General features: G+C 44.7%; 21 protein-coding genes and 1 pseudogene. 6 read left to right on the top strand and 16 right to left on the bottom strand.

Going from position 1 to position 21,745, the window contains the following annotated elements; translation table 11 throughout:
- Nucleotides 1-131: 131 nt before the first annotated feature.
- A pseudogene (locus QZW47_RS29305) lies at nucleotides 132-338 on the bottom strand (sulfiredoxin); the annotation flags it as partial.
- An 81-nt stretch (nucleotides 339-419) separates the two neighbouring features.
- Here QZW47_RS29305 and QZW47_RS29300 point away from each other — a divergent pair.
- Nucleotides 420-572: a hypothetical protein gene (locus tag QZW47_RS29300; protein ID WP_293135767.1), complete on the top strand. Its 153-nt coding sequence runs from the start codon at nucleotides 420-422 to the stop codon at nucleotides 570-572.
- Between the two features lie 418 nt (nucleotides 573-990).
- Nucleotides 991-1,500: an anti-sigma regulatory factor gene (locus tag QZW47_RS29295; protein ID WP_293135764.1), complete on the top strand. Its 510-nt coding sequence runs from the start codon at nucleotides 991-993 to the stop codon at nucleotides 1,498-1,500.
- Between the two features lie 16 nt (nucleotides 1,501-1,516).
- On the opposite strand, the gene QZW47_RS29290 is transcribed toward QZW47_RS29295, so the two are convergent.
- Both QZW47_RS29290 and QZW47_RS29285 read right to left on the bottom strand, forming a co-directional pair.
- On the bottom strand, nucleotides 1,517-2,284 hold the full coding sequence (locus tag QZW47_RS29290; protein ID WP_293135761.1) for a DUF1350 family protein: 768 nt from the start codon (nucleotides 2,282-2,284) through the stop codon (nucleotides 1,517-1,519).
- Between the two features lie 560 nt (nucleotides 2,285-2,844).
- Entirely contained in the window at nucleotides 2,845-3,876 is a 1,032-nt protein-coding gene (locus tag QZW47_RS29285) for a glycosyltransferase family 2 protein (protein ID WP_293135758.1), read from the bottom strand.
- 1,128 nt (nucleotides 3,877-5,004) lie between these two features.
- Here QZW47_RS29285 and ggt point away from each other — a divergent pair.
- Both ggt and QZW47_RS29275 read left to right on the top strand, forming a co-directional pair.
- Nucleotides 5,005-6,738, top strand: a complete 1,734-nt coding sequence (gene ggt / locus QZW47_RS29280) for a gamma-glutamyltransferase (RefSeq protein ID WP_293135755.1) — start codon at nucleotides 5,005-5,007, stop codon at nucleotides 6,736-6,738.
- A gap of 432 nt (nucleotides 6,739-7,170) precedes the next feature.
- Nucleotides 7,171-8,037 carry a choice-of-anchor L domain-containing protein gene (locus QZW47_RS29275; protein WP_293135752.1) on the top strand — a complete coding sequence of 289 codons (867 nt, stop codon included), beginning with the start codon at nucleotides 7,171-7,173 and terminating at the stop codon, nucleotides 8,035-8,037.
- A 616-nt stretch (nucleotides 8,038-8,653) separates the two neighbouring features.
- On the opposite strand, the gene QZW47_RS29270 is transcribed toward QZW47_RS29275, so the two are convergent.
- The 5 genes from QZW47_RS29270 to QZW47_RS29250 form a co-directional block, all read right to left on the bottom strand.
- Nucleotides 8,654-9,631 carry a pentapeptide repeat-containing protein gene (locus QZW47_RS29270; protein ID WP_293135749.1) on the bottom strand — a complete coding sequence of 326 codons (978 nt, stop codon included), beginning with the start codon at nucleotides 9,629-9,631 and terminating at the stop codon, nucleotides 8,654-8,656.
- Between the two features lie 108 nt (nucleotides 9,632-9,739).
- Entirely contained in the window at nucleotides 9,740-10,588 is an 849-nt protein-coding gene (locus QZW47_RS29265) for an alpha/beta hydrolase (protein WP_293135746.1), read from the bottom strand.
- Between the two features lie 134 nt (nucleotides 10,589-10,722).
- A complete protein-coding gene (locus QZW47_RS29260) occupies nucleotides 10,723-11,448 on the bottom strand; it encodes a DUF3120 domain-containing protein (protein ID WP_293135743.1) in 726 nt (241 codons plus the stop codon).
- The gene (locus tag QZW47_RS29255) at nucleotides 11,441-12,022 is read right to left on the bottom strand and encodes a hypothetical protein (RefSeq protein WP_293135740.1); all 582 of its coding nucleotides are present in this window, start codon (nucleotides 12,020-12,022) and stop codon (nucleotides 11,441-11,443) included. The genes QZW47_RS29260 and QZW47_RS29255 overlap by 8 nt, the downstream gene beginning before the upstream one ends.
- Before the next feature lie 305 nt (nucleotides 12,023-12,327).
- Entirely contained in the window at nucleotides 12,328-12,462 is a 135-nt protein-coding gene (locus QZW47_RS29250) for a hypothetical protein (protein ID WP_293135737.1), read from the bottom strand.
- Nucleotides 12,463-12,505: 43 nt separating this feature from the next.
- Here QZW47_RS29250 and QZW47_RS29245 point away from each other — a divergent pair, with 43 nt between their 5' ends.
- Nucleotides 12,506-13,702: a ferrochelatase gene (locus tag QZW47_RS29245; protein WP_293135734.1), complete on the top strand. Its 1,197-nt coding sequence runs from the start codon at nucleotides 12,506-12,508 to the stop codon at nucleotides 13,700-13,702.
- Nucleotides 13,703-13,994: 292 nt separating this feature from the next.
- The gene (locus QZW47_RS29240) at nucleotides 13,995-14,237 is read left to right on the top strand and encodes an AbrB/MazE/SpoVT family DNA-binding domain-containing protein (protein WP_293135731.1); all 243 of its coding nucleotides are present in this window, start codon (nucleotides 13,995-13,997) and stop codon (nucleotides 14,235-14,237) included.
- Nucleotides 14,238-14,279: 42 nt separating this feature from the next.
- Here QZW47_RS29240 and QZW47_RS29235 read toward each other — a convergent pair whose 3' ends face one another.
- The 8 genes from QZW47_RS29235 to QZW47_RS29200 form a co-directional block, all read right to left on the bottom strand.
- Nucleotides 14,280-16,775: a tetratricopeptide repeat protein gene (locus QZW47_RS29235; RefSeq protein ID WP_293135728.1), complete on the bottom strand. Its 2,496-nt coding sequence runs from the start codon at nucleotides 16,773-16,775 to the stop codon at nucleotides 14,280-14,282.
- The gene (locus QZW47_RS29230; RefSeq protein WP_293135725.1) at nucleotides 16,776-18,107 is read right to left on the bottom strand and encodes a P-loop NTPase fold protein; all 1,332 of its coding nucleotides are present in this window, start codon (nucleotides 18,105-18,107) and stop codon (nucleotides 16,776-16,778) included.
- Nucleotides 18,108-18,237: 130 nt separating this feature from the next.
- Nucleotides 18,238-18,537 carry a hypothetical protein gene (locus tag QZW47_RS29225; protein WP_293135722.1) on the bottom strand — a complete coding sequence of 100 codons (300 nt, stop codon included), beginning with the start codon at nucleotides 18,535-18,537 and terminating at the stop codon, nucleotides 18,238-18,240.
- A 9-nt stretch (nucleotides 18,538-18,546) separates the two neighbouring features.
- The gene (locus tag QZW47_RS29220; protein WP_293135720.1) at nucleotides 18,547-19,098 is read right to left on the bottom strand and encodes a hypothetical protein; all 552 of its coding nucleotides are present in this window, start codon (nucleotides 19,096-19,098) and stop codon (nucleotides 18,547-18,549) included.
- Between the two features lie 415 nt (nucleotides 19,099-19,513).
- The gene (locus QZW47_RS29215) at nucleotides 19,514-19,738 is read right to left on the bottom strand and encodes a DUF2281 domain-containing protein (protein ID WP_293135717.1); all 225 of its coding nucleotides are present in this window, start codon (nucleotides 19,736-19,738) and stop codon (nucleotides 19,514-19,516) included.
- Between the two features lie 76 nt (nucleotides 19,739-19,814).
- On the bottom strand, nucleotides 19,815-20,093 hold the full coding sequence (locus QZW47_RS29210; RefSeq protein ID WP_293135714.1) for a hypothetical protein: 279 nt from the start codon (nucleotides 20,091-20,093) through the stop codon (nucleotides 19,815-19,817).
- Nucleotides 20,056-20,289 (bottom strand): hypothetical protein, encoded by a 234-nt coding sequence (locus QZW47_RS29205; RefSeq protein ID WP_293135711.1) that lies wholly within the window; start codon nucleotides 20,287-20,289, stop codon nucleotides 20,056-20,058. Before QZW47_RS29205 ends, QZW47_RS29210 begins: the two co-directional genes overlap by 38 nt.
- Before the next feature lie 423 nt (nucleotides 20,290-20,712).
- A complete protein-coding gene (locus tag QZW47_RS29200; protein ID WP_293135708.1) occupies nucleotides 20,713-21,375 on the bottom strand; it encodes a DUF1345 domain-containing protein in 663 nt (220 codons plus the stop codon).
- Between the last annotated feature and the right edge of the window lie 370 nt (nucleotides 21,376-21,745).

Genomic DNA, 21,745 nt, shown 5'->3' with positions numbered 1-21,745 from the left:
GCCTCGGAAGAGGAAAAGCATGGGGAGAAGACTACCTCTACTACTGATGGGCGACTTGACGTAGCAAGTGGACTTCTGTGAACCATGAACAAGAATCGCTGCTCCTTTAGGACGGTGAGTATGTCAAACGGGATAGTTTCTAAACCGAGACGCTGACAAGCTTCGTATCGGTGGCAGCCTGAAAACCCGTAATACTGACCATCTACTTCTAGCACATCGATGGGTTCGTTTAAACCTACCTCGCGGATAGATTCCATGAGAGCGGCTACTTTTGTTTGGTCGTTGACTCGCGGCAGGGGGCGCCGAATCTGATTGAGGGGTATGGCTTCGATCCTCATGGCAGCTCTTGATTTTGTATCTTGCTTAATCATACTCGTGATGACTTCGACTTAGCAACAAAATCTCAGAAAATTTTGGCTGTGAGATACTTGGAACCCGGAGAGCGATCGTTGGTAATGGAAAAACCTTGGCATTTGGCAACTTTCGGGCCTCCTAGCCATTACCGCACATACCCCGCCCCGAATATATATATAATGTATAAAAATATATTATCGATCGCCCCAGTGTTTTAGGGTCTGGGGTGACTCAGATATATCCTGTCACGGCCGTGGTCAAAGATTCAATAGAGTCTAATCCCAAAAAGTTTATGGTCAGAACACAAACTTTTTGGGATTTTTTGGGTCGCAGGGGGCAAATTGACTTGTGAGCGCCACTTCTGGTATCGTAAATAATCAATAACTGGATGTTGCATTTACTTTCTGATCACCAAAACCTAGTACATCGAACTCCCATTCAATTTTGCCCGGTTAGACATTGCCTGCAGCAGCCCTGTAGATTAGTGGAAAATCACCGGCCTGCCGGTGAATGACGGGGACTGGTGATGTAGGCGCTAGCAGTTGTCGGTCTTTTGGGAAAAAAGTTAAAAACGTAAAGTAAAGGCAATTCTAAATTTGCCTGTATTTTATGGAACTATAATTTCAGTGGCAGAGCGTGATTGAATTAAAAGGTTCCGAAAAGTTGCAAGTCTTAAAAAAAGCGGATCTTCAAGTCAAGACAGGTCTAAATGCTTTAGACCTGGTTTTGTCGTGGTTTTCACAATTGTACGAGCCACGAATTCCCACCAGTGTGTGGATACGCTGTCAGTTAATCTTGGCTGAGGGCTTTACTAATGCGGTGCGTCACGCCCACCAGGGTCAACCGCCGGATTTGCCTGTTGACATTGAGGTGGCGGTGTGCACTGAATGTATAGAGATCAAAATTTGGGATTCGGGCGCGACCTTTGATTTAGAGCAAAAAATTAAAGAGATGTCGAAAAAAATCGACCCTGAATCTTCCGGAGGGCGGGGTTTAAAGTTGATGAAAGACATCACAGATAGTCTCAGTTACACGAGAACAGCCCAGGCCCGCAACTGTCTGTCGATGGTCAAAAATTATACTCCTGTCCCAAATACTGAAGATGAAGATGATATTTTGCAACTTCCCGAGGAACTTTGTGGTTAATGGGCGATCGCAGTTTTTAAACGCGGGACAAGGGGTTGAGCCAGAGCAGAATTGTGCGTTTTAATTGATTTAATTCTCGATAGACTTCTTGTTTGACCCATTGACCGATCGCGTCGATGGGTGTAAAAATTTGACCGACAGGCCAGCTAACATCTTGACCTAAGGGCGTTTGATGGTTGCCGATCAGTGTCTGAACTGTAATCATGTCGGGAAATCTCTGTTTTAGCAGAGTAGTTAAAAGCAGGGTTTGGTCGATGTTGTCGCCGTTAAATTTGACTAAAAGATTGCGCCGGATTTGATAGCTATCTTGCACGAGGCGATTGGTGTCTTGTGGGGAAGGGGTAAACTCTACCTTAAAGACGGGGGAAATTTGCTCGACGATCGGAATCGCTTCGGAGGCTGCATAATTGTTGAAAGAAATCAGAATATTGCCGGCTCTTTCTACGTCAAACACTGAACCGATCAGCAAGTGGAGTTTGCATCCCATGCTGTGTCCCATACCGTAAACTGGCAGATACGAAGATTTGAGCAATTTAGTCGCGCGCAGCCGATCGAGAGCATTTTCAAATTTGTTGAGGACATCGCGGGCGATCGCAATGTGATCCAAAGTATTGACAAACGGCGTTGCTACCACGACATATCCTTGACTTCCCAAAGCCTCTAACAGCCAGCGATAGGTGAGTTGGGGTGCAGTCGCCACAAACGCACCGCCGAGAAAATGTACGATCGCGATCGGTTTAGAAGGAATTAATACCCAGTTTCCTGAAATTTCTTGCCAGTCCATAAATTAAATCAATTTCTAAGGAATGAAAATTTAATAACTTGCACAAGTTTGTGGGGTGTCCCGCCCGCCCCTCTCACAAGGGCGGGCTCTTCCGCCCACCCCACAATAACAATTAAAATTGTAAGTTATTTAATTTGCGATCCTAAGTAAAAAGGCGATCGTCCTCTTGCTGCGATCGAGTAGAAGGCCCACAGCAGAATTTTTGAGAAAATTTTGCTTGTACTTGCTGCTGAAAAGAGAGGTGCGATAGCGATTTTTTATTCAAAAAACTTAGCTTTTTACTTGTACGTTATTTATTGTAACTGTTTTGTCTGCGAATAGCACAGCGGGCTGACGCTGTTTTTTTCGGGATGTAGGGGATTGAAGGCGGCGACTGCATGAAGGAGTGGCCCAGAACAGTCGATCGCAAATTTTAATCATTTCGATCTTGTGTGCGATCGCATCAAATTTGTAGTGAGGACTTGCATTCGTCACTACAAACTAATTTAATCTGCGGCAATCCGGGTGGATTGACATCACTTAATTTCTTACATACAACCTGCATACAAGTACAACATTTTTTACGAAAACCCTCGGATTTGCGACTGTCTCTGGGGGGTTAATTCAGTCGAATGACGCAGGCCTTCAGTGGGTTGATTACTCAACTTTTCCTGAGATTTCATCCATTTCCACTTGTTGACAGTAGCGACGGGGTTGAGCACTGTGGTAGCGATGCCATAAATAAGAATCGGCACCACTTCCCTATTCAACAAACTTTGTCCTACCTTTCTCATGTAGTGCAGTGCCAAAACTTCTCGGAATTTGTTAAGCCGTTTCAGCAGTGGCAAATTTTTAAAGCATATTTGTTCGTACTCGCCCAGCGATAACTCTTTTTCTCCCCGCAAGCGCCGCTGTTGGTTTTCCTTGACACAATCAGCCGCTATGCGCTTTTTCAGCCAGTGCTTGTCTGTGAGAGAGTTGCCTCTAATTCGATAATTTCCTAAAGGCTCTTTGGATGCCAGCAAGCCGTGCTTTTGAGCAATTTTGGTAAATAATTCTGTATCTTCTCCCACCTGCCAATCTTCTGCAAAACCGCCTTCTTGCAGCAGAATGGAGCGATCGACTACAACAGAAGACGGGAACACCCAAGGACTTTCCCCTGTCTCCTTAATTTCCTGCATTTGAGCTTGAGTTGTAGGATAGGTGGGAACATAACTTAACTTATTGCCGCGCTTGTCTAAATACCGCAAAGCATGAGCCACGGCTTTGACTTCGGGATTGTCTCGGAGCATATTCAAACAAACTTCTAGTTTGTTGGGTTCCCAGGTATCATCGCTGTCAAGAAACGCTACGTACTCGCCCGTCGCCCGAGATATCATTAAATTTCTGGATTTAGAAACCCCGTAAGTTTGGGGATTGCGGAAGTATTGAATTCTGGAATCTTGCTGAGCAAATTCACCACCAATTTTGCCAGTATCGTCAGTAGAGTAGTCATCAACAATTAAAATTTCTAGATGCTTGTGGGTACCATTGATTACGGAGGCAACTGCCTCGGCCAGAGTGTCTGCTGCATTCAATGCAGGAATAATTACACTGACTTTTTCGTTGTTCATAACTTGAATTAGGTGTGGTTTGGTAGTTGTTTGCCGAAGTATAGTTTTCGCCACATATGACCCCTGAATTTGAATACTGCGATTAAATTGGTTTTCAGTCCAAACTGGAGAATTGAAGACGTTGCAGCACAGCTACTGCTAAGGTACGATTTCCGATTGTTTTCAACACGAAATCTGGGAAAATCCGAGTTTTTGGCCGTTGGTAGTTGTTGTGTCCGATCGACCTGAGTTAGCCGTGCTTGCCTAGCGGTGTAGGATAAGCTGTGGTTACTTAGAGTTTAGAAGCAGACACTGTGACTTCTTCACGCGCAAATACCTGTATTCCCGAAACTTACCTACGTATTGCCAATATAACAGGCTTGCCACCTCAGTGCGATCTACCAGAAGGGGGGACACCAGTCAGGAGAAGGCCCCAGGCAATTTTACGGGCAATTTTTATGACACTTTGGCGTCGGAAATCAAACTTAGCCTGTTCGCTTTTGGCATTGCAGATTTTTGAGTGGTGATGATTGGCCGGATCGGGGTTTGCAGCTTTCCTAAAGTTGCTTTTATTTTGGGAAAAATAGTATCTCCCAGTCAAATCAAGGAGGGCACAAATTTGTAGCTTTTACAGGGAGATACCTGCTAAAAACCTGATTTTTGAGGGATATCTAGTTTGGTTCATCGGCGCTGTCAAATTGTTTGTCCTGCGCCGCGGCGGCCCAGGAGTCAAGTTTGATGCTGCGAATCTATCGATCGATTTTTAAGCAAACAAACAGGGTAAGTTTTATTTAACCGATCGACTAAAAAGTCTCACAAGTGGCATAAAACCGCTATGCTAGGTTTGCCATGTGTTGCAGTCCAACCGCAATCGGCTCACAAGTTGAGTTAATTTTTTTCGAGATTTCATCAACTAATTTTTGTGCATTCATCAGTTTGCTTGAGATAAGTAGTTGCTCAATAAAGATGCTTTTTCCAACTTGTTTGATAATTGAGTTGTCACACACTGTTCCTTATTTCTCTGTTTCTCTTGCACCCCGAGTTAGGACTAGGCAACATCCAACCCGATTGGGCCCCTCGCCGCAGCCGGTCTGGAGGAAGACGCCCGTAAAATTATACTGTAGGATTTCCTAAAAATACAAGTAAAAAATGTTACTTAAATTATATAGCAAACCGCGAATTTATACTTATCTTATAACAACAGTAGTGTTGTTTGGCTGCCAGCAGCAGCTACAGCCAAACTTGCAGCACCCCCAGCAGCGCAGCAAACAAGGAATGGCCGTTTCGGCTCACCCTCTGGCGAGCGCTGCGGGGCTTAATGTACTGCAACAGGGAGGCAACGCGGTGGATGCGGCGGCGGCGGTGGCTTTGGCGATTTCGGTGGTGGAGCCTTTTTCGGCAGGTATCGGCGGCGGGGGTTTTTTGCTGCTGCGGCGGGCCCAAACCGGGACAGTGCAAGCGCTGGATTTCCGGGAACGAGCTCCGAAACGGGCGGCGCGCGATATGTACCTGGACAAGCAAGGCAAGGTGCGCCCGAGGGCAAGTCTGGACGGGCATTTGGCAGCAGGCATTCCCGGGACTGTGGCGGGATTGTATGCGGCGCAACGCGAGTACGGTAAGTTGCCTTGGGCGGCGGTGGTGGCTCCGGCGATCGACCTGGCTGAAAATGGCTTTCCGGTGAGTTCGCGGTTTACCGAGGCCGTCGCGCGGCGGGCGAATGCTATAAACAAGAACCGGGCGGCGCGGGAAGTTTTTACTCGGGGTGGCGTTTTATACAAGCCAGGGGAGAAGTTGGTGCAGCGGGATTTGGCGCGGACTTTGCGGCAGATTGCGAAAAATCCCCAAAGTTTTTATCGCGGGGACATTGCGCGGGCGATCGCCTCCGACATGGCGAAAAACGGCGGCATCATGACTCTCGAAGACCTCAAAAACTATACGCCGATTTGGCGCAATCCAGTTTGTGGCAAGTTTCGCACTTACGAAATTTGCGCGATGTCGCCTCCTTCTTCTGGTGGCGTTCATTTGTTGCAAATCCTGAATATTCTCGGCGATACCGATCTCAAGAGGTTGGGGAGGCAAAGTCCAGATACACTGCATTTGCTGGCGGAATCGATGAGGATTGCTTACGCTGACAGGGCCGAGTTTTTGGGCGACCCGGATTTTGTGAGGGTACCTGTCAAAGCTTTGACTAGCGGGAATTATGGCAAATTGCGCCGATCGCAAATCCAGATGTCAAAAGCCAGACCCTCGGGCGAGGTGAAAGCAGTTGATGCTGAAACTTTGAGCCGAATAGCGTGGGAGTCGCCAGAAACTACGCACCTGACGGTAGTTGACTCCGATCGTAATATTGTGAGTTTGACGTTTACGGTAAACGGCGGTTTTGGGGCTGGGGCGGTGGCGGCGGGTACGGGAATTTTGCTCAATAACGAGATGGACGATTTTGCCGCGGCGCCTGGATCTCCAAATTTGTTTGGTTTGGTGGGCGGTGAGGCAAATGCGATCGCCCCGGGGAAAACTCCTTTATCCAGCATGACGCCGGTGATTGTCACAGAAAATGGCAAATTTCGCCTTGCTGCGGGGGCTCCGGGAGGTAGCACGATTATTACCACGGTGTTGCAGATTGCACTGAATGTCTTGGTTTACGACATGAAGGTGCGTGAGGCTGTATCCGCACCTCGCGTGCACCATCAGTGGCAGCCCGATCGCCTGATGGTGGAACGCGGAGGTTTTGAGCCTGCAACGCTTGCCGAATTACGCAGGCGGGGACACCAAATTACCGAACGATCCGGCTGGGGAAATGCCAATGCGATCGTCCTGACTGATGACGGTTGGTTGGAAGGCGCTGCCGATCCGCGCGGCGAAGGAGAAGTAAGGGGGTTTTAGTCATCTGTCATTAGGTATAGTTTTGCAAGAATCGCAATTTTTTTCGGGGCATATGCGCGATTATTTTCACTGCCTTACCAGCACTTGAGTAAATTCGCCCCGCCTCGATCTCAATGGTCGATCGACCAGGGTAAAAATCTGGTTTTGACTAAAATCTGATGGCGTTCGATGCCAACCCTACAAAAACCGGGTTTCAGTGGTATCCATTCTGCAACTCATCAGATGATTAATCTGTGCGTTTTTTGGTACCCGTATTTTTGGGCTGAGGTGAATTGCCTCACTAACTGCCAAGAAATACCTAACCAAATCAACCAGATAAACCGTGAATATACCTATATGTGAATTGATGGTAAAGGCACTAGACATTGATATTTATATAATGTGATAATAAATTTAATGATTAAGTGAACGTATCTTTTTAAGTAAAAATTTATGATGAAAACTCACGAAATAGCTGGCTTAACAGGTGCTTTAACAGGTGTGATGAGCTTCTTGGCAGCCCCTGTCATGGCATTTTCGGTAGGAGCAACTCATAACATTGAGACTTTAAAAAATAATTTATTGGGAACTAATACAGCGGGATTGAGCAATTTTTCTGTTTCAATTACGGGGAATGAAGCTGCTTTTGGTACTTTCACTAATGACCCCTTCGGTTTAAAATCTGGTGTGGTTCTCAGCACGGGTAAAGTAGTTAACATACCAGGAAAAAATCAAAAAGATAACGTCATGACCAACGGCAGCGATTTAAACACAGACTTTGGGCCTAAGGGTGAAGAAGGAGATTTGACTCAGCTCAACCTGAGTTTTTTTGCTAATTGCACGGTAGAAAAGTTGTTGTTTCAATATGTATTTGCTTCTGAGGAGTTTCCTGAGTTTGGCGGTTCAGAATATAACGATCAATTTGAACTGCTGCTCAACGGTACTAATTTGGCAAAATTGAGCGACGGTAAAACAGTTACCATTAGTCATCTGGTTCCGGTAGCAGATAATCGCTCTCAAGATCACTCGGACTATATTGACAACCCACGTATGACAGGTGTGGCGGCTAAAATCATTAAGTTCGACGGCTTTACTAAGGTTTTAGGTTTTGAGGGGTTGCTCAAGCAAAATCAAACGAATGTTCTCAGCATCCGCATTAGAGATGTGGGTGACGGTAATTTAGATTCTGCTGTGTTTATTAAAGGCGGTTCTTTGGGGACTGTTAAAGCTGAGGCGGTTCCCGAACCGATGACTGTGGGGGGTTTGATGGCGGGAGGCGCTATGCTGGCTGCGGGGCGAAAGTTGCGCCGCCGGAAGTAATATCGTGTAGGCTCAATTAACCTCAGTAAGATTAGTTCGTAGTGCGCCCGAAAGTCCGCATTACAAACGATTTTTGTTATGGTAATTGATCGCACACAATCTAGCGGAGTCTCACAAACGTGAGGTACAGGCTTTGATTTTTGATTGGCTTGCTTGGGCGAGGGTAATGATTGAGGGATTGAGAGATCGATCAATACGTCATTTTTTTTAGAACTGTTATATAATTAATACGGATGTTGCAGCCAAAAACAATAAGCAAAAAACAATAATTTTGGCGGTTGCTGCAATCAGAAGCTCGATTAACCGGGCCCGACGAACGAAAATACACAAGTTGCAGTCGTTCAACCGAGTCAAAAACTCGCTTTGTGCGGTAGCGCCAAGGCTATCATATTATGTCCGGTCGATCGACCGCAATCAGTAAGGTTTGTAATGCGCCACGAAAGTCCTCCGCCTCAGAGCCCAAGGGAGTCCGTACTACGAACTGTCATTGTTATGGTAATCGAGATGACATGATATCAGTTTATGGTGAGGGCTTTAGCCATCTTCAAATTCACAGAGCCAAAGCCCTGAGGGCGAACCTATGGGATGGCGGTGGAAAAACGAAATCCTTTAACTGTTAACTGTGCACCGTACCGTCTGGCAAGATTGTACCTGTTAATCGAGCTCCTGTGAGTTTTACCATAACGCGATCGCCATAACCGATTTTAGCTCCGGTTAAATCCGCACCGCTCAAGTCTGCACCGCTCAAATCCGCTCCAATTAAATTGGTTTCTCTCAAGTTGGCATTAATCAAACAAGCTCCTAACAGGTTAGCCCTAAACAAGTTAGCTTTTTGCAAATTCGCACCTGTGAGGTTGATGTTGTGCAGAAAAGTATCACTTAAGTCAGCTTCACTCAGGTTTGAATTGCTCAAGTTTCTCCCAGAAAAATCTTTTTCTTTTAAGGAAGCTCCTTTGAAGTTGGAACCGCTCAAATCGGGAGCTTGTGGTGCAGCTTGGCGATAAGACTGAGATGGCTGCTGCTGTGACGATGGGTAGCGGGAAGCATCGGAATAGGGCCCAGCAGGATTTGTAGCATAGTTTCCACCATAATTTCCCGCATAATTGCCAGGAGGTTTTCCTGAATAGGGTTCGGAAGAGTAGCGGGGTTCTTTTGGCGTCGCCGGTGGCGGCTGGGTGTTTTGATACTGAGTATTTTGGTACTGCGTGTTTTGTTGCTGGGTGTTTCTGTACTGAGTATTTTGGTACTGGGTGTTTTGTTGCTGGGTATTTCTGTACTGGGTGTTTTGTTGCTGGTTATTTTGGTACTGGGTGTTTCTGTACTGGGTGTTTGGTTGCTGGGTATGTTTTTGCTGAGTATGTTTTTGCTGAGTGTTCTGATTTTGACCTCTTGGCTGAATCGATCGCAATTGTTCGCGAGCTTGATTAATTTCCTTAATCTTTTCTTCAGCTTTGTGGAGTAATCTAGGATTATCTTTAGGGATGCGATCGGGGTGCCAAATGAACGCTAAATCCTTGTAGGCTTGAGTAATTTCTTCTCGGGAAGCTCCCGGCAACAGTCCCAGCACTTTATAGTATTGGTCGAGGTCGTTCATATTACCACCTTTCGCTTTAAGAAATTAGGAATTAAAAATTAAGATCGGAGCAAAAGCTGCTGTAAAAGCTTGTTTGTCCGATCGTACATTTGATGCACTATAACTCAGCTAAGCTGCTGCTGGCAAAAAGTCCCGGATTAACTGCAAATATGTTGCGGCATCCTCCAGCATTGGAAAGTGAGCTGTATTGGGAATTATAACAAATTCTACTTTTTTGCTCAGGGAAGCTGCTTGCTCTCCCATCGCGGCGGGGATAATTTGATCGAATTCTCCGGCTACCAGCAGCGTCGGGACGCTCAACCGTGCGAATTCTGCGGGCATTTCCTCGGCTGCTCTTTTGCTAACTGCTGTTACCATTGTACCGATCGCAGCTTCCTCGTCTGCCATTAAGAAATCCTTGAGAAATGCCAAACTAACCGCTGTGGGGAGGGAACGGCGTAAAAATCGGGCCATAAAGATGCGATCGGCAAACGGAATCGCAGCCAGCCAAGACGGGCGAAATTTGACCACATAGCCGCCGAATTTGTGAAAAGTTGTGAAGGCTTTCTCATCGTATTCAAAAATGCCGCTGCAAGTGAGAATTGCTTTTTCTACTTTTTCGGGGTAAAGGTTGAGAAATAAAGTAGCAACCGATGCTCCTGTGGAGTGAGCGTTGAGAAAGACGCGGCTTAAATTCAGAGCTTCTAATAATTCGGCTAAGTCGCGGGCGTAGGTTTCGAGTTCGTAGCTAGACTCTGGTGGTGATGGCGGTAAGGGCGATCGACCAAAACCTCTCATATCGTACAGCAAACAATCAAAATCATCAGCAATAGCGCGGGCTGTGCTTTCCCAGTAGCGGGCTGAGCCAGCCCAGCCGTGAAGGAATACCATAACTGGTTTGCCACTGGGTTGGGCGCTGTTGTCTGCTGTTATCCACTCGAAATAATGTTCTACACCGCGAACTGAAAGGAAAGCCATGATTTAGATTTTGGATTTTAGATTTCAGATTTTAGATTGTAGCTCGCGATCGTTAACTAAATACCCATATCAAAAAAATCTGCCTCCATCCGCGTCAATCTGCCCACATCTGCGGTCAAAAATCCGCATAAATCTCAAGCGGCGGAAGCTGCGATCCAAAATAAACCATCCACCAAAAGCGTGCTCAAAACTGCTCCGCTGAAAGCCCGCCAGTGCAATTGCTTGTCGCGCAAACTCAGCAAACCGACTGTTAGCAACACAGTAATTAAAACTAAAGCCCAACCAATACCCCAAGGAGTGTCAATTTGCCCGATCGCACTTTGGAAAATCGGCATCGCAAATTCCGGTTCCGCGTGCATGACTTTGCGCCAGTAGGGCATCAAACCAGTTAAATAAAAATATAAGTCAGTAATGGCTGTACCAAATAACGAACCCAAGTAAAAATATGCGCCAACTTTTCCCCAAGATTTGTTCAAGCACCAAATAGCAAACGGCAAACCAATTGCTTCTATAGGTAAGTGCAGAATTGGTTCCCATCTAAACCAGCCCCAATAGATGGAACCTGCCAGCCAACATCCGGCAAATCCTAATAATAAATCTCCCCAAACTTGAGTTTTAGGGCGGAAAATTAGAATTAAACTGAGGACGAACCAGGGAATAGTTGAGAGCAAGCTGATGGTTGGATACAACCTAACTAATGGTGCTTGCACGAAGACGGGAATTGAGACTAAGAATGCTGAGGCGCTAAATATTAGCCATTGTTTGATGCTGTTGGTTTTGTCAGAAGTGACAGAATTGTCTAGGCGGGAAACGGTAGCAATAGGTGCGATCGTAGATGATGCTAAATCTAAATTAAACAACTGACTGGACTCCGTAATGTTTCAATAGGTGGACTAAAAATTCTGCTGCTGTTGTCGGTGCGACTGTCTCAATGCCCGCAGTTGGGCTGACGTGCCAGCCTGTTGCCGTTTGGGGCTGGCCCCACAAATCTAAATGGGCGATCGCTGGATCGGCATAAAAACTCTCTCCACCGCTGCCGAGAATAGCCGAACTCCAGTGTGTAAAGCGATCGTGGCTGAGCCGGTGGATCGGAAAATTGCCCCCCAGGGGTACTCCCCAACCGTCTAAAGCAATAAATGCCCCGACTTTGCCGCCGATTTGTTGCCACATCCACGCCGCCCCGATCGCCCCGACTACCCCAGCCGAAAAACTGACAAATACTAGACTTTCTCCTGCCAACTCTTGACTGCACAAAAAGTGAAATATGTCAATCGCTGAAAAAGCTGGATGTTTATGAGCGGGAAAAATCTTAACAGAGTGAAATGTCTGGGTATTTTGCCGGGGTTCTACGTTTCCCCAAACTTCCGAAAGTCCCTCTAGGAAACAATCAGTGAGTTTTGGGTCGTGGATTCCGGGGCAAATTACCAGTCTCATTGTGCTTCAATAAAATTAATCAAGAGCTTAACATAACTTTACTTTATTGTACACTATAACTAATTATATGCCATACGGGGGGATAGGATGTTAAGCTCATGATAGCACGAAGTTTGAAGAATATCCCCCCAAAATAAACACTGGGAACGCTCCAAACCTGCGGAATCGGAGGCAAGGCGAGAAACTCTTAAGAAAACATAAAACTTATCCCCCCTAACCCCATTTCCTGTCAGGCTTAGTGAAGTCTGATTCTAGTTCTAGCCACCCTACGAGTTTCGGGTCGGAACCAAAAAGCCGATTTAGGACTAATACTCATCAACCCGGTTTCTAGGATAAATTAAGAGGTTTAGCCCGGAAGTATCGGTGCAGAAACCGGGAATCAGCCCAGCGCGCAACTCGTGCGATCGCCAAAAATGTAAAATCTCAGATTTACCCTTCATTCTGTCTGCATCTCTTAGAATAAATAAAATTGAGGAATACAAAGTGGTTGCTTCTCCAGAAAAAATCGAGTTCAAAACATCTGCTGCACCTGCAAGTAACGATCGCGTTGCAGTCTTGCTGATGGGTTACGGCGAAGTCGAAAGCTACGACGATTTTGCCAACTACAACGAACAAGCTTTAAATTTACTGACTGCAAAGTTTGCGCCGGTACCGAATTGGATTTATCCGCCGCTAGCAAAGATTCTGGCAATTTTTGACTTGCACGAATGGAGTCACCAACACGGTCAATTCGTGTCGCCGCACAATGCAATTTTTGAACAGCAGCGCGCCGGGATTGAACAGAATTTGCAGGAAAAATGGGGTGATAAAGTAAAAGTGTTCAAAGCTTTTAACTTTTGCGCGCCGTTTTTGCCGGAACAAGTAATCCCGCAAATTAAAGCACAAGGATTTGACAAAATTCTGATTTATCCGCTGTTGGTTGTTGATTCTGTTTTCACCAGCGGGATTGCTGTGGAACAGGTAAACAATGCTTTAGCACAAACCTTTGATGGTAAAGAACATTGGGTAACAGGACAGCGCTACATTCCTTCTTTTTACGATGAACCGGCTTATATCCAGCTAATGGCGGATTTGGTTGAAGAAGAAATTAAGAACGATTTAGCAGTAGCGCATTTGCCTTCTCAGATTGGAATCGTGCTGATGAATCACGGTTGTCCGCACAAGGCGAAGGGCTTCACTTCGGGAATTGTGGAAAGTCAAGCTTTGTACGATCGCGTGCGGGAACGTTTGATGTATCGCTATCCTTTGATTTCGGTGGGCTGGCTGAACCACGATACACCGCTGATTGAATGGACACAGCCGGATGCGACGTTGGCTGCGAAGAATTTGATCGATTTGGGTGCAACTGCGATCGTATTTATGCCGATCGGATTTGCGACAGAAAATCACGAAACTTTGTTAGATGTTGACCACATTATTGAGGGTTTGCAGAAACAGCGTCAAGGAGTTACTTACCGCAAATTACCTTGTGTAAATGACCATCCTGAGTTCCTGAAAATGGCGGCTGAGTGGGCTAATCCTCAAATTGAAGCGTTGTTGAGTGAAAGTGCGATCGCGGTTAATCCGAATTTGGTTGTCCGCGATCATGTGCACTCTCATGAAGCGCACGGGCATTCTCATGGCGAGCATTCTCATGGGGATCATGGACATTCTCACGGCGGGCACGGACACAACCACTAATAGTAGTTGCGCCTGAGAGTTCAGAAACCGGGTTTTTTGCGAAGATACTGCGTTGAAACGGCAGATTTAGTAAAAAACCCGGTTTCTTTTGTTGGGGTGCGTAGGTCGAAATTTGGGTGAAAAGGGCGATCGGTCTTTGGTTGTTTGAGAGAAAGGGCGATTTGCTTTTTTATCAGACTTTCTGCGCTTGTCAAACATCCGCTGAGTCGCTACACTGTAGATACTCTGTATATACATTCTCTTAGAAAGGGTAAATTCCTGAGAGTGATATCACTAGCTAGAGGTTCAGGCTATGGTTGCGACGATCGCAAAGTGGGGAAACAGTCTTGCTATTCGGATTCCACAAAATTTAGCTAAAGAGATTAATTTGGCTGAGGGTTCTGAAGTAAAGCTTGTCTTGATAGATGGCAAACTGACGATCGAACCTATAACTCGTCGGCGGTATTCGCTTGATGAACTAATCGAGGCAATAACGCCAGAGAATGTTCATACTGAGATTGATACTGGAGTTGCCGTAGGGAACGAAATTTGGTGACACAATCAAATCTCTACATTAGATATCATCAGCTAATTGCCCTTACTTGTTGCTTCGATTAAGATTATCTAAATTAAACAAAGTTTCTGTATACTCTCGCGGGAAAGCCTCAAGAGTTATAACTGTTAAAGCATTTTCATAACACTTTTTCGCCAGTTCGATATTCTTTGCTTTCTTTCCCCTGATTCTGTTATGGTACGCAGTTGCCAGATTATTTTGCATCGTTGCCCATTTTTCGGGAAAAGCATCACGGGTGAGGACGGATAATGCAGTAGTGTAAGATGCGATCGCCTGTTCCAGATTTTCGGCCCGCGAACCGTAGATTCTCTTACTGTAGGCAATAGCTAGGTTATTTTGAGTCATTGCCCATTGTTCGGGAAAAGCTGTGCGGGTGCGAACTTGTAAAGCTGCTTCATAACAGGCGATCGCCAGTTCCAGATTATCCGCCCGCGAATCGTAGATTCTGTTACTGTAGGCTTCTCCCAGATTATTTTGCGTCGTTGCCCAATCTTCGGGAAAAGCTGTGCGGGTGCAAACTTGTAAAGCTGCTTCATAACAGGCAATGGCCAGTTCCAGATTATCCGCCCGCGAACCGTAGATTCTGTTACTGTAGGCAATAGCTAGGTTATTTGGAGTCGTTGCCCAATCTTCGGGAAAAGCTGTGCGGATGCGAACTTGTAAAGCTGCTTCATAACAGGCAATCGCCAGTTCCAGATTGTCCGCCCGCGAACCGTAGATTCTGTTACTGTAGGCTTCTCCCAGATTATTTTGCATCGTTACGCAATATTTGGGAAAGGCTTTGCGGGTGCAAACTTGTAAAGCTGCTTCATAACAGGCGATCGCCAGTTCCAGATTATCCGCCCGCGAACCGTAGATTCTGTTACTGTAGGCAATTCCCAGATTATTTTGCGTCGTGGCCCAATATTCGGGAAAGGCTTCGCGGGTGTAGACGGTTAATGCAGCCTCATAAAATGCGATCGCCATTTCGATATTCTTTGCTTTCTCTCCCATGATTCTGTTAGAGTAGGCAATTCCCAGATTATTTTGCGTCGTTGCCCATTTTTCGGGAAAGGCTTTGCGGGTGTAGACGGTTAATGCAGCAGTGTAAGATGCGATCGCCTCTTCCAGATTTTTGGCCTGGGAACCGTTTATCCTGTCACTGTAGGCAGCAGCTAGGTTATTTTGAGTCATTGCCCAATCTTCAGGGAAATCCTCAAGGGTATAAACTCTTAAAGCAGCCTCATAAAAGCCGATCGCCCTTTCTAAATTATCACCCCTGTCTCCCTTGATTCTGTTAGAGTAAGCATTTCCCAAATTATTGTGAGTCGTTGCCCATTTTTCGGGAAAAGCTCTGCGGGTGTAAACTTGTAAAGCTGCTTCATAACAGGCGATCGCCCGTTCCAGATTATCAGCCCTCTCTCCCCTGATTCTGTTAGAGTAGGCAATTCCCAGATTATTTTGCGTCGTTGCCCATTTTTCGGGAAAGGCTTTGCGGGTGTAGACGGATAATGCCGCAGTGTAAGATGCGATCGCCAGTTCCAAATTATCCGCACGATCGCCTAGAGGATATTGTTGGTAAAAATTCCCCAGTCGCCACAAAGCAGCCGCCTCTCGTAGGCTATCTTTCAAACTCCTAGCAATTTCTAAAGACTGCTGATATAGATTCAATACCCGTTCCCACAATCCTAAGTCACGGTAAATATCACCTAACTCTAACAAAGTGTCAGACTCCGCCTGGGGTAAGTTCAATTTTCTTTGCAAAGCAAGTGACTTGTCAAAGAAATGAATTGCCCGATCTATCTCCTGTGAATAATCCTCTGGTTGGCGCGTGTTTACCAGGCTTGCATAAGCATTAGCAACTCGATTGTATAGCGTTGCTAATGCAGGAGTTTCCATCGCTTGTTGTTCCAGATTTTCTACCTGATCTAACAGTTCATCTAGCGGTAAAGTCTCTCTTCTCTCAGGCTCAATCAGCAGAGAAAATTCCCCATTCCTGTTAACTACACTCGTTGCTTCCACCGCAGGCGACACAAATCGAAATACGCCACTCCGCCAACTCCAAAAATCGGGCGCTTCCCGACTCAAGCGACTCAGAATATTTGGTGTTACCCAAAGTACGATCGGATAAAGAAATTCCCGTAATCCCTCCCGCGTCCATTGCAAATAGCCGAAAAAACGGCTTAACTCCGACCGATGATCAGAGTCAGCTTGTGACACAAACTCCATCAAAGCCTCCGTTCCCGTTACAGTAATTGTGGCTGATAGGTGGGGTTCTTTTAACTCTGGGCAATCCTTAACCAGTTGCTCCAACGCAGCTCTTAGACTCGGTTCTTTTTGATTCAACACCACTCGATAACAGGAGATATTAGGAGCAAGTTCCGCCTCGTAACGATTGATAATCTGAGTTTGAAAATCTCCCGGTTTACAAGAAGCAATCAACAATGACAATACACCTTTACTTGCTTCAATTAAAGAGACAAGGCCATCGTAACTATCCTCATTGATCGATAGAACGTCCACGATCTCACTGTCAAGCATTTACCCCTCCGCTCCAATTAATCCACGCCGCTGCAATATTTCCTGAACCACTGGATGAACTCCAAACCACAAATCGTCATTGCGATATTCTAGGATGTAGAGTGTGTGCAATAAATCTAAGAAATCCTGATCTATTCCATCTTTGGGTAAATAATTTTGGTATACATCAACTAGAATTTGATAGCGGTTTTGTCCAAGAGGTTCTGTTAAATTAATCCGATAGTCTTTAATAGCATTTTGCAAAATCTCAGACGTAATTTTCAAATCTTGGTTGTCTGGTGTGCGACGTAACTGCTTCAAACATAACCCACAACACAGACTAGCCAAACGAATAAATTCTCGCAATGCACCACCACTTTTTACGATCATCATCTGAGTTGCTTCCGGTGCAATCAACTCCTTGGGGATTCGCTTATAAAGAATTTTCTCAAATACTTTTACAGCTTCTGCGACAGGAGAGGCATTGGGAACTCTATCTCCTCCGCGGGGAAACAACTTTGTCGCCCACATCGATTGAATCTTATTATTCGTAGCATTCTGAATAATTCCTCGCAATGACATATCTCGTGTGGCTGCCATTGGAATTGTATAAATAATCCGAAATTGAGGCTGAAACAACGCACTAATATTATTTCGATAAACGCGATCGACAATCTCTAGATCGAGTTTATCAAGATCATCAATCACGACCAAAACTTCTTTTCCGCACGCCGCTTGAATCGCACTAGCGATATCGTTGATGCGATCGATCAAGTCTGAAATCCGTCTCGAAAACTCAGTCGTAATTTCCTCACGAATCACAGAGTTTGCCTTCAACGTCGCTTTCAATTTGGCAAAAAATTTCACAAACAAAGCATTGACACCAGCTTCTCCACTCGTTTCTAGCTCAATGGTAGAATCAACTGAACTTCCCTCAGTTCGTGTATGCTTACTAAACCACTGATAAAAAGCTTTTTTTGTTTTAGAACCGATTTTAATCTGGCGTTCTTCTGCTGCTTCCATCAGCTTTACTGCCATAGCAAACAAAATGTTAACATGATTCACATCTGACATTTCAATCAGGTCAGAAATTGAAAAGAACACTACAAAGTAGCGATTCTGCGTGTCCCGGCAAAATTGACCCAGCAATGTCGATTTGCCTGACCCACGATGCCCTGTAAAAATAATTTTGTTATTGTCTGGTGAGCAATCTTCAACCAAATGCTCCAATTCTTCTAAAATCTCAGTGCCATATTCCACATGAAATTTATTCAGTTGCTCTACTGTAACTAAAGGAAGTAACTGAAGATTCTGGAAGGCTGTTTGGAAGGATGCTAGGCGCTGGTTAGTCATAGGGAATATATATATGCACTCCGACTCTTAGTTTAGCACAATGCCCTATAATCTCACCCCTCTACTGCTAATTCTGCCCTTGGAGGTAAGTCCCACTTGAGTTGATCAGCAATATTTTAGCTGCATCCCTTCATACTTCTTGTAAAATGCGACTATTCAAACGCTCGTATTCATCCTCTAAAAGCCACATTTTAGCAGATTCGTAATCGTCACTGGTAAAAATAACTTTATAGTTTTGTGCTGGGTTATGGATGCAAAATTTCCCAGATTTTTCCTTAACTAACATCAGAATATAAGGAGGAGATATCAGAGTATCGGCCCAGATTTCCGCAAACTCCCACTCAGTTTCAGATTTTTGGGCTCTGGGGAAATGTTTGTCACTGAAACTGGTTCTGGTTTCTAGAGTAAGTTCACGGTCAATTCCACTCATCTTGATTTGTTATGACTGGCAATTAAATTGTAGCATAAATTCCGGGCGAGTAATTTCACCGACCATCGTAGATGAGCTAATCTCGTTTTCTGGTATAGACATCACTAAAAATCCCTCTCTCTTATTTTCCCATTTCAAGTTATTTTTAATCTGACAAATACACTCATTAACATTCTGTTGGTATGTAATATCTATTCGATCGCAGTGCCATTCAAATATTACAATCCACTGAGGTTGCTCAGTCAGCATCAACTTGATAAAATCATCAAAACTTTTACCTTCCCAATCTATCTCTGAGCCATTCACCTCAGATTCTAACAAGTCTAATCCTTTCCCTTGCACCGAAAAATTTAGCCATTCCATATTTCCATAGGCTGGAGGCAAAAGCTTAATTATATGGGGCGGGATTTCTCGCTCTACTAATTTTATATGTTTGCCCCAACGGTAATATTTTTCACCTTGAGGATATTCTACATCACCCCAAGTAAAAGTTTCCTGATAGCATTCTAAATACTCAAGAGTCTGTCTTGTAGAAAGCAATATTTCAAAACAGGCATCCATAATTTCTCCTTTAGTTAATCAACATCTCTGGGATACCACCAAAATTTTGGCAATCCACATTCCCATCTTTTTTGCTCCCAATTGTAGCGAAATTCGTGGATATGGGGGTTGGGATGATCGAATGGGCGATCGTGATCCGTCCAATCCACTCTACCCCAAGGCACATCATAGCCATTAGCTTTCTGCCAAGTTGACGAAGGAAAGGTTGCTGACTGGCGGTAACAAATACGATCGCTTCCATCTCTTCTTCCAAGTGTTGTATGGGGTTGTCCTTCTGCGAGTGGATCTGGTAAGGGGATATCTTCTCCGTGTATTGTTTGTTGTGTCAGAGATAATGCTGGTATGTAATACTCGTTGTTGCTGGACAGAATCTTATCCTTTTATTTATTGATTGTAACACAATCAAATGAGGGCATCAAACAATCTCCCTGGGAAAGTTCCCCCACATTTCTTGTCTGGCTTGGGCAATGTCTTCTTCCGTAATATCTACTTTCAAGTCAGCACACAAGCCTTTGGCACTCTTGAGCGGTCGTTTAACAAGACTTTTTTGCTGAAGAAATTCTGCAAAATCTAAAACTTCTTGCTGCCTCTCCGGTGGCAATGCCCGCAACTTATCTAAAACTGCTTGCTCTAAATTCATGATTTATTTTACTTCGTAATTTATCCTAAATTATCTTCACATCTTTACGTATTAAATCTGAAAAACATTTGCTCCATTATACTTCTTGCAAAATCCGACTATTCAAACGCTCGTATTCCTCCTCTAAGAGCCACATTTTAGCAGATTCGTAATTGTCACTGGCAAAGATAACTTTATAATTTTGTGCTGGGTTATGGATGAAAATTTTTCCTGATTTTTCCTTAACTAACATCAGGATATAAGGAGGAGATATCAGAGTATCAGCCCAGATTTCCGCAAACTCCCACTCAGTCTCTTGCTGTGATTCTTGACTGACTTTAGTAGCTTGTACGGGGTCTTGTGCGAGGTATGACATGATATTTACCTGTGGTTTTTTTGATTTTTATTTCACCATATTCTAGTTGTATCCGAGTACCGTCTGCTTTTAGTATATAACCAATTGGTTCTGAAAAGTACAATCCATAACGTTGATAATTGTCTTCTGGATCGTCCGCTGCTGTGCGTTCCCCTGTACTCTTGATTTCTGCGGTGACTCTTTCTATTGTTTCCATATCATTAAAGAGATGGACAATTTCTTCGCTTTCTGTTTTTTGAGTTCGGGGGAGATGTTGATCAATGAGACTGGTTCTGGTTTAGAGAATAAGTTCACGGTTAATTCCACTCACATTGATTTGTTATGACTGGTAATTATATTGTAGCCTAAATTCATGGCGTCATGATTTCGCTAGCGATCGCAGATATGACCGTCTCATTTTCTGGGATAAATATCACAATAAATCCCTCTGTCTTATTTATTGTTTAATTTGAAGTTATTTAAATTCCATAAATGACTTATTAATATTTTATTGAGTTATAGTATTTATGCCATAAGGGCGCGACTCATATATCACAGTATGCTGACATTTATGGAACGACGTACCTCTTGACTGATAACTTTTATGGAAGTCAACCCTATTTACCACTGAGACAGAAGTCTATCCATTTAATCCCGCAATAATATTGACGCTCATGGCTAGAATAGCGGTGTTAAAAAAGAACGACAGCACGCTGTGAACAAGCACGAGAAATCTCATTGAACGAGAAGTTGTCTGCACGTCTGCGACTTGGCAAGTCATCCCAATCCCAAAGGAGAAATATAAAAAATCTTTGTAGTCTGGTTCGTCGTCGCCGGGAAAATCCAAACCATTCGCCTGCGAGTAGCTTCCCTGCTGCTTGCTGCTGTTTCCGTAGTAGCTGTGCGCGTAGTGCATGGTGAAGATAGTGTGTACCTGCATCCAGGAGCCAACAATGGTCAGCACGGAAAGCCCTAAGTGCAGTAATAGCAAATTTGGGGGCAGGCCTTTGGTATCCCGCAGCAGGAAGAAGATGGCTAAAAAGCTGGCAAAAGCTGCTCCTGTAATCGTGCTTAAGATTGCCAAGCGGCCGGCGTCCAACTGCTGAGCGTTGTGGCGCATCAGTTCGGGAGTGCCTTTGAGCATGAGTATCCAAGTCAAAATCAGGAAATTGACGGCGCCCGCGTTCCAAATGCACAGTGTGCGAGTCAGGGGGAGATAGTCGCGCGGTAGGAAAAGAGCTACTGCAATAGCGAACAGAACAGATACAAAGAGCCGGTGCCGGAGGCTCCATACCCAGTGCATTTGAGATTTTTGGGAGGAAATATTTCTCACAGCTATCTAGCCTAATTGAGGCACATTCAGGGTTAGAAATGGGAACTACTGCTATCTTGCCAGGAAATTCTGCACAATAATCAATTGGTAACAGGGAACACAGGCAGGATTTTTCATGCCTTTTGACAGATCGATCGACCTCAACGTTCTAGGTACAGTGGGACAAAAGATAAATTGTGGTTTAACACTATGGCATCCTCCCAACCCCTCCAAGGGGCTTGCAATTAAATATAACCCCAGTTATACTAAAAGGGTTAGGAAACAAAAAATCTGACATCAGCAGTTGTGACTTGTGTGATTGAGATGGTAAAAATGATCTTGAGTGAACCAGTTAAATTGA

Source organism: Microcoleus sp. bin38.metabat.b11b12b14.051 (genome assembly GCF_013299165.1).
GTDB lineage: Bacteria > Cyanobacteriota > Cyanobacteriia > Cyanobacteriales > Microcoleaceae > Microcoleus.
Note: the sequence above shows the minus strand (reverse complement) of the source record. Positions and strands in the feature narration are given on the sequence as shown.

What these genes read in the sequence shown, in the direction of transcription:
- QZW47_RS29290 (WP_293135761.1), bottom strand. Translation starts at nt 2,284, where the DNA reads ATGGACTGGCAAGAAATTTCAGGAAACTGGGTATTAATTCCTTCTAAA.
- QZW47_RS29285 (WP_293135758.1), bottom strand. Translation starts at nt 3,876, where the DNA reads ATGAACAACGAAAAAGTCAGTGTAATTATTCCTGCATTGAATGCAGCA.
- ggt (WP_293135755.1), top strand. Translation starts at nt 5,005, where the DNA reads ATGTTACTTAAATTATATAGCAAACCGCGAATTTATACTTATCTTATA.
- QZW47_RS29275 (WP_293135752.1), top strand. Translation starts at nt 7,171, where the DNA reads ATGATGAAAACTCACGAAATAGCTGGCTTAACAGGTGCTTTAACAGGT.
- QZW47_RS29270 (WP_293135749.1), bottom strand. Translation starts at nt 9,631, where the DNA reads ATGAACGACCTCGACCAATACTATAAAGTGCTGGGACTGTTGCCGGGA.
- QZW47_RS29265 (WP_293135746.1), bottom strand. Translation starts at nt 10,588, where the DNA reads ATGGCTTTCCTTTCAGTTCGCGGTGTAGAACATTATTTCGAGTGGATA.
- QZW47_RS29255 (WP_293135740.1), bottom strand. Translation starts at nt 12,022, where the DNA reads ATGAGACTGGTAATTTGCCCCGGAATCCACGACCCAAAACTCACTGAT.
- QZW47_RS29250 (WP_293135737.1), bottom strand. Translation starts at nt 12,462, where the DNA reads ATGAAGGGTAAATCTGAGATTTTACATTTTTGGCGATCGCACGAGTTG.
- QZW47_RS29240 (WP_293135731.1), top strand. Translation starts at nt 13,995, where the DNA reads ATGGTTGCGACGATCGCAAAGTGGGGAAACAGTCTTGCTATTCGGATT.
- QZW47_RS29235 (WP_293135728.1), bottom strand. Translation starts at nt 16,775, where the DNA reads ATGCTTGACAGTGAGATCGTGGACGTTCTATCGATCAATGAGGATAGT.
- QZW47_RS29230 (WP_293135725.1), bottom strand. Translation starts at nt 18,107, where the DNA reads ATGACTAACCAGCGCCTAGCATCCTTCCAAACAGCCTTCCAGAATCTT.
- QZW47_RS29225 (WP_293135722.1), bottom strand. Translation starts at nt 18,537, where the DNA reads ATGAGTGGAATTGACCGTGAACTTACTCTAGAAACCAGAACCAGTTTC.
- QZW47_RS29220 (WP_293135720.1), bottom strand. Translation starts at nt 19,098, where the DNA reads ATGGATGCCTGTTTTGAAATATTGCTTTCTACAAGACAGACTCTTGAG.
- QZW47_RS29215 (WP_293135717.1), bottom strand. Translation starts at nt 19,738, where the DNA reads ATGAATTTAGAGCAAGCAGTTTTAGATAAGTTGCGGGCATTGCCACCG.
- QZW47_RS29210 (WP_293135714.1), bottom strand. Translation starts at nt 20,093, where the DNA reads ATGTCATACCTCGCACAAGACCCCGTACAAGCTACTAAAGTCAGTCAA.
- QZW47_RS29205 (WP_293135711.1), bottom strand. Translation starts at nt 20,289, where the DNA reads ATGGAAACAATAGAAAGAGTCACCGCAGAAATCAAGAGTACAGGGGAA.
- QZW47_RS29200 (WP_293135708.1), bottom strand. Translation starts at nt 21,375, where the DNA reads ATGCACTGGGTATGGAGCCTCCGGCACCGGCTCTTTGTATCTGTTCTG.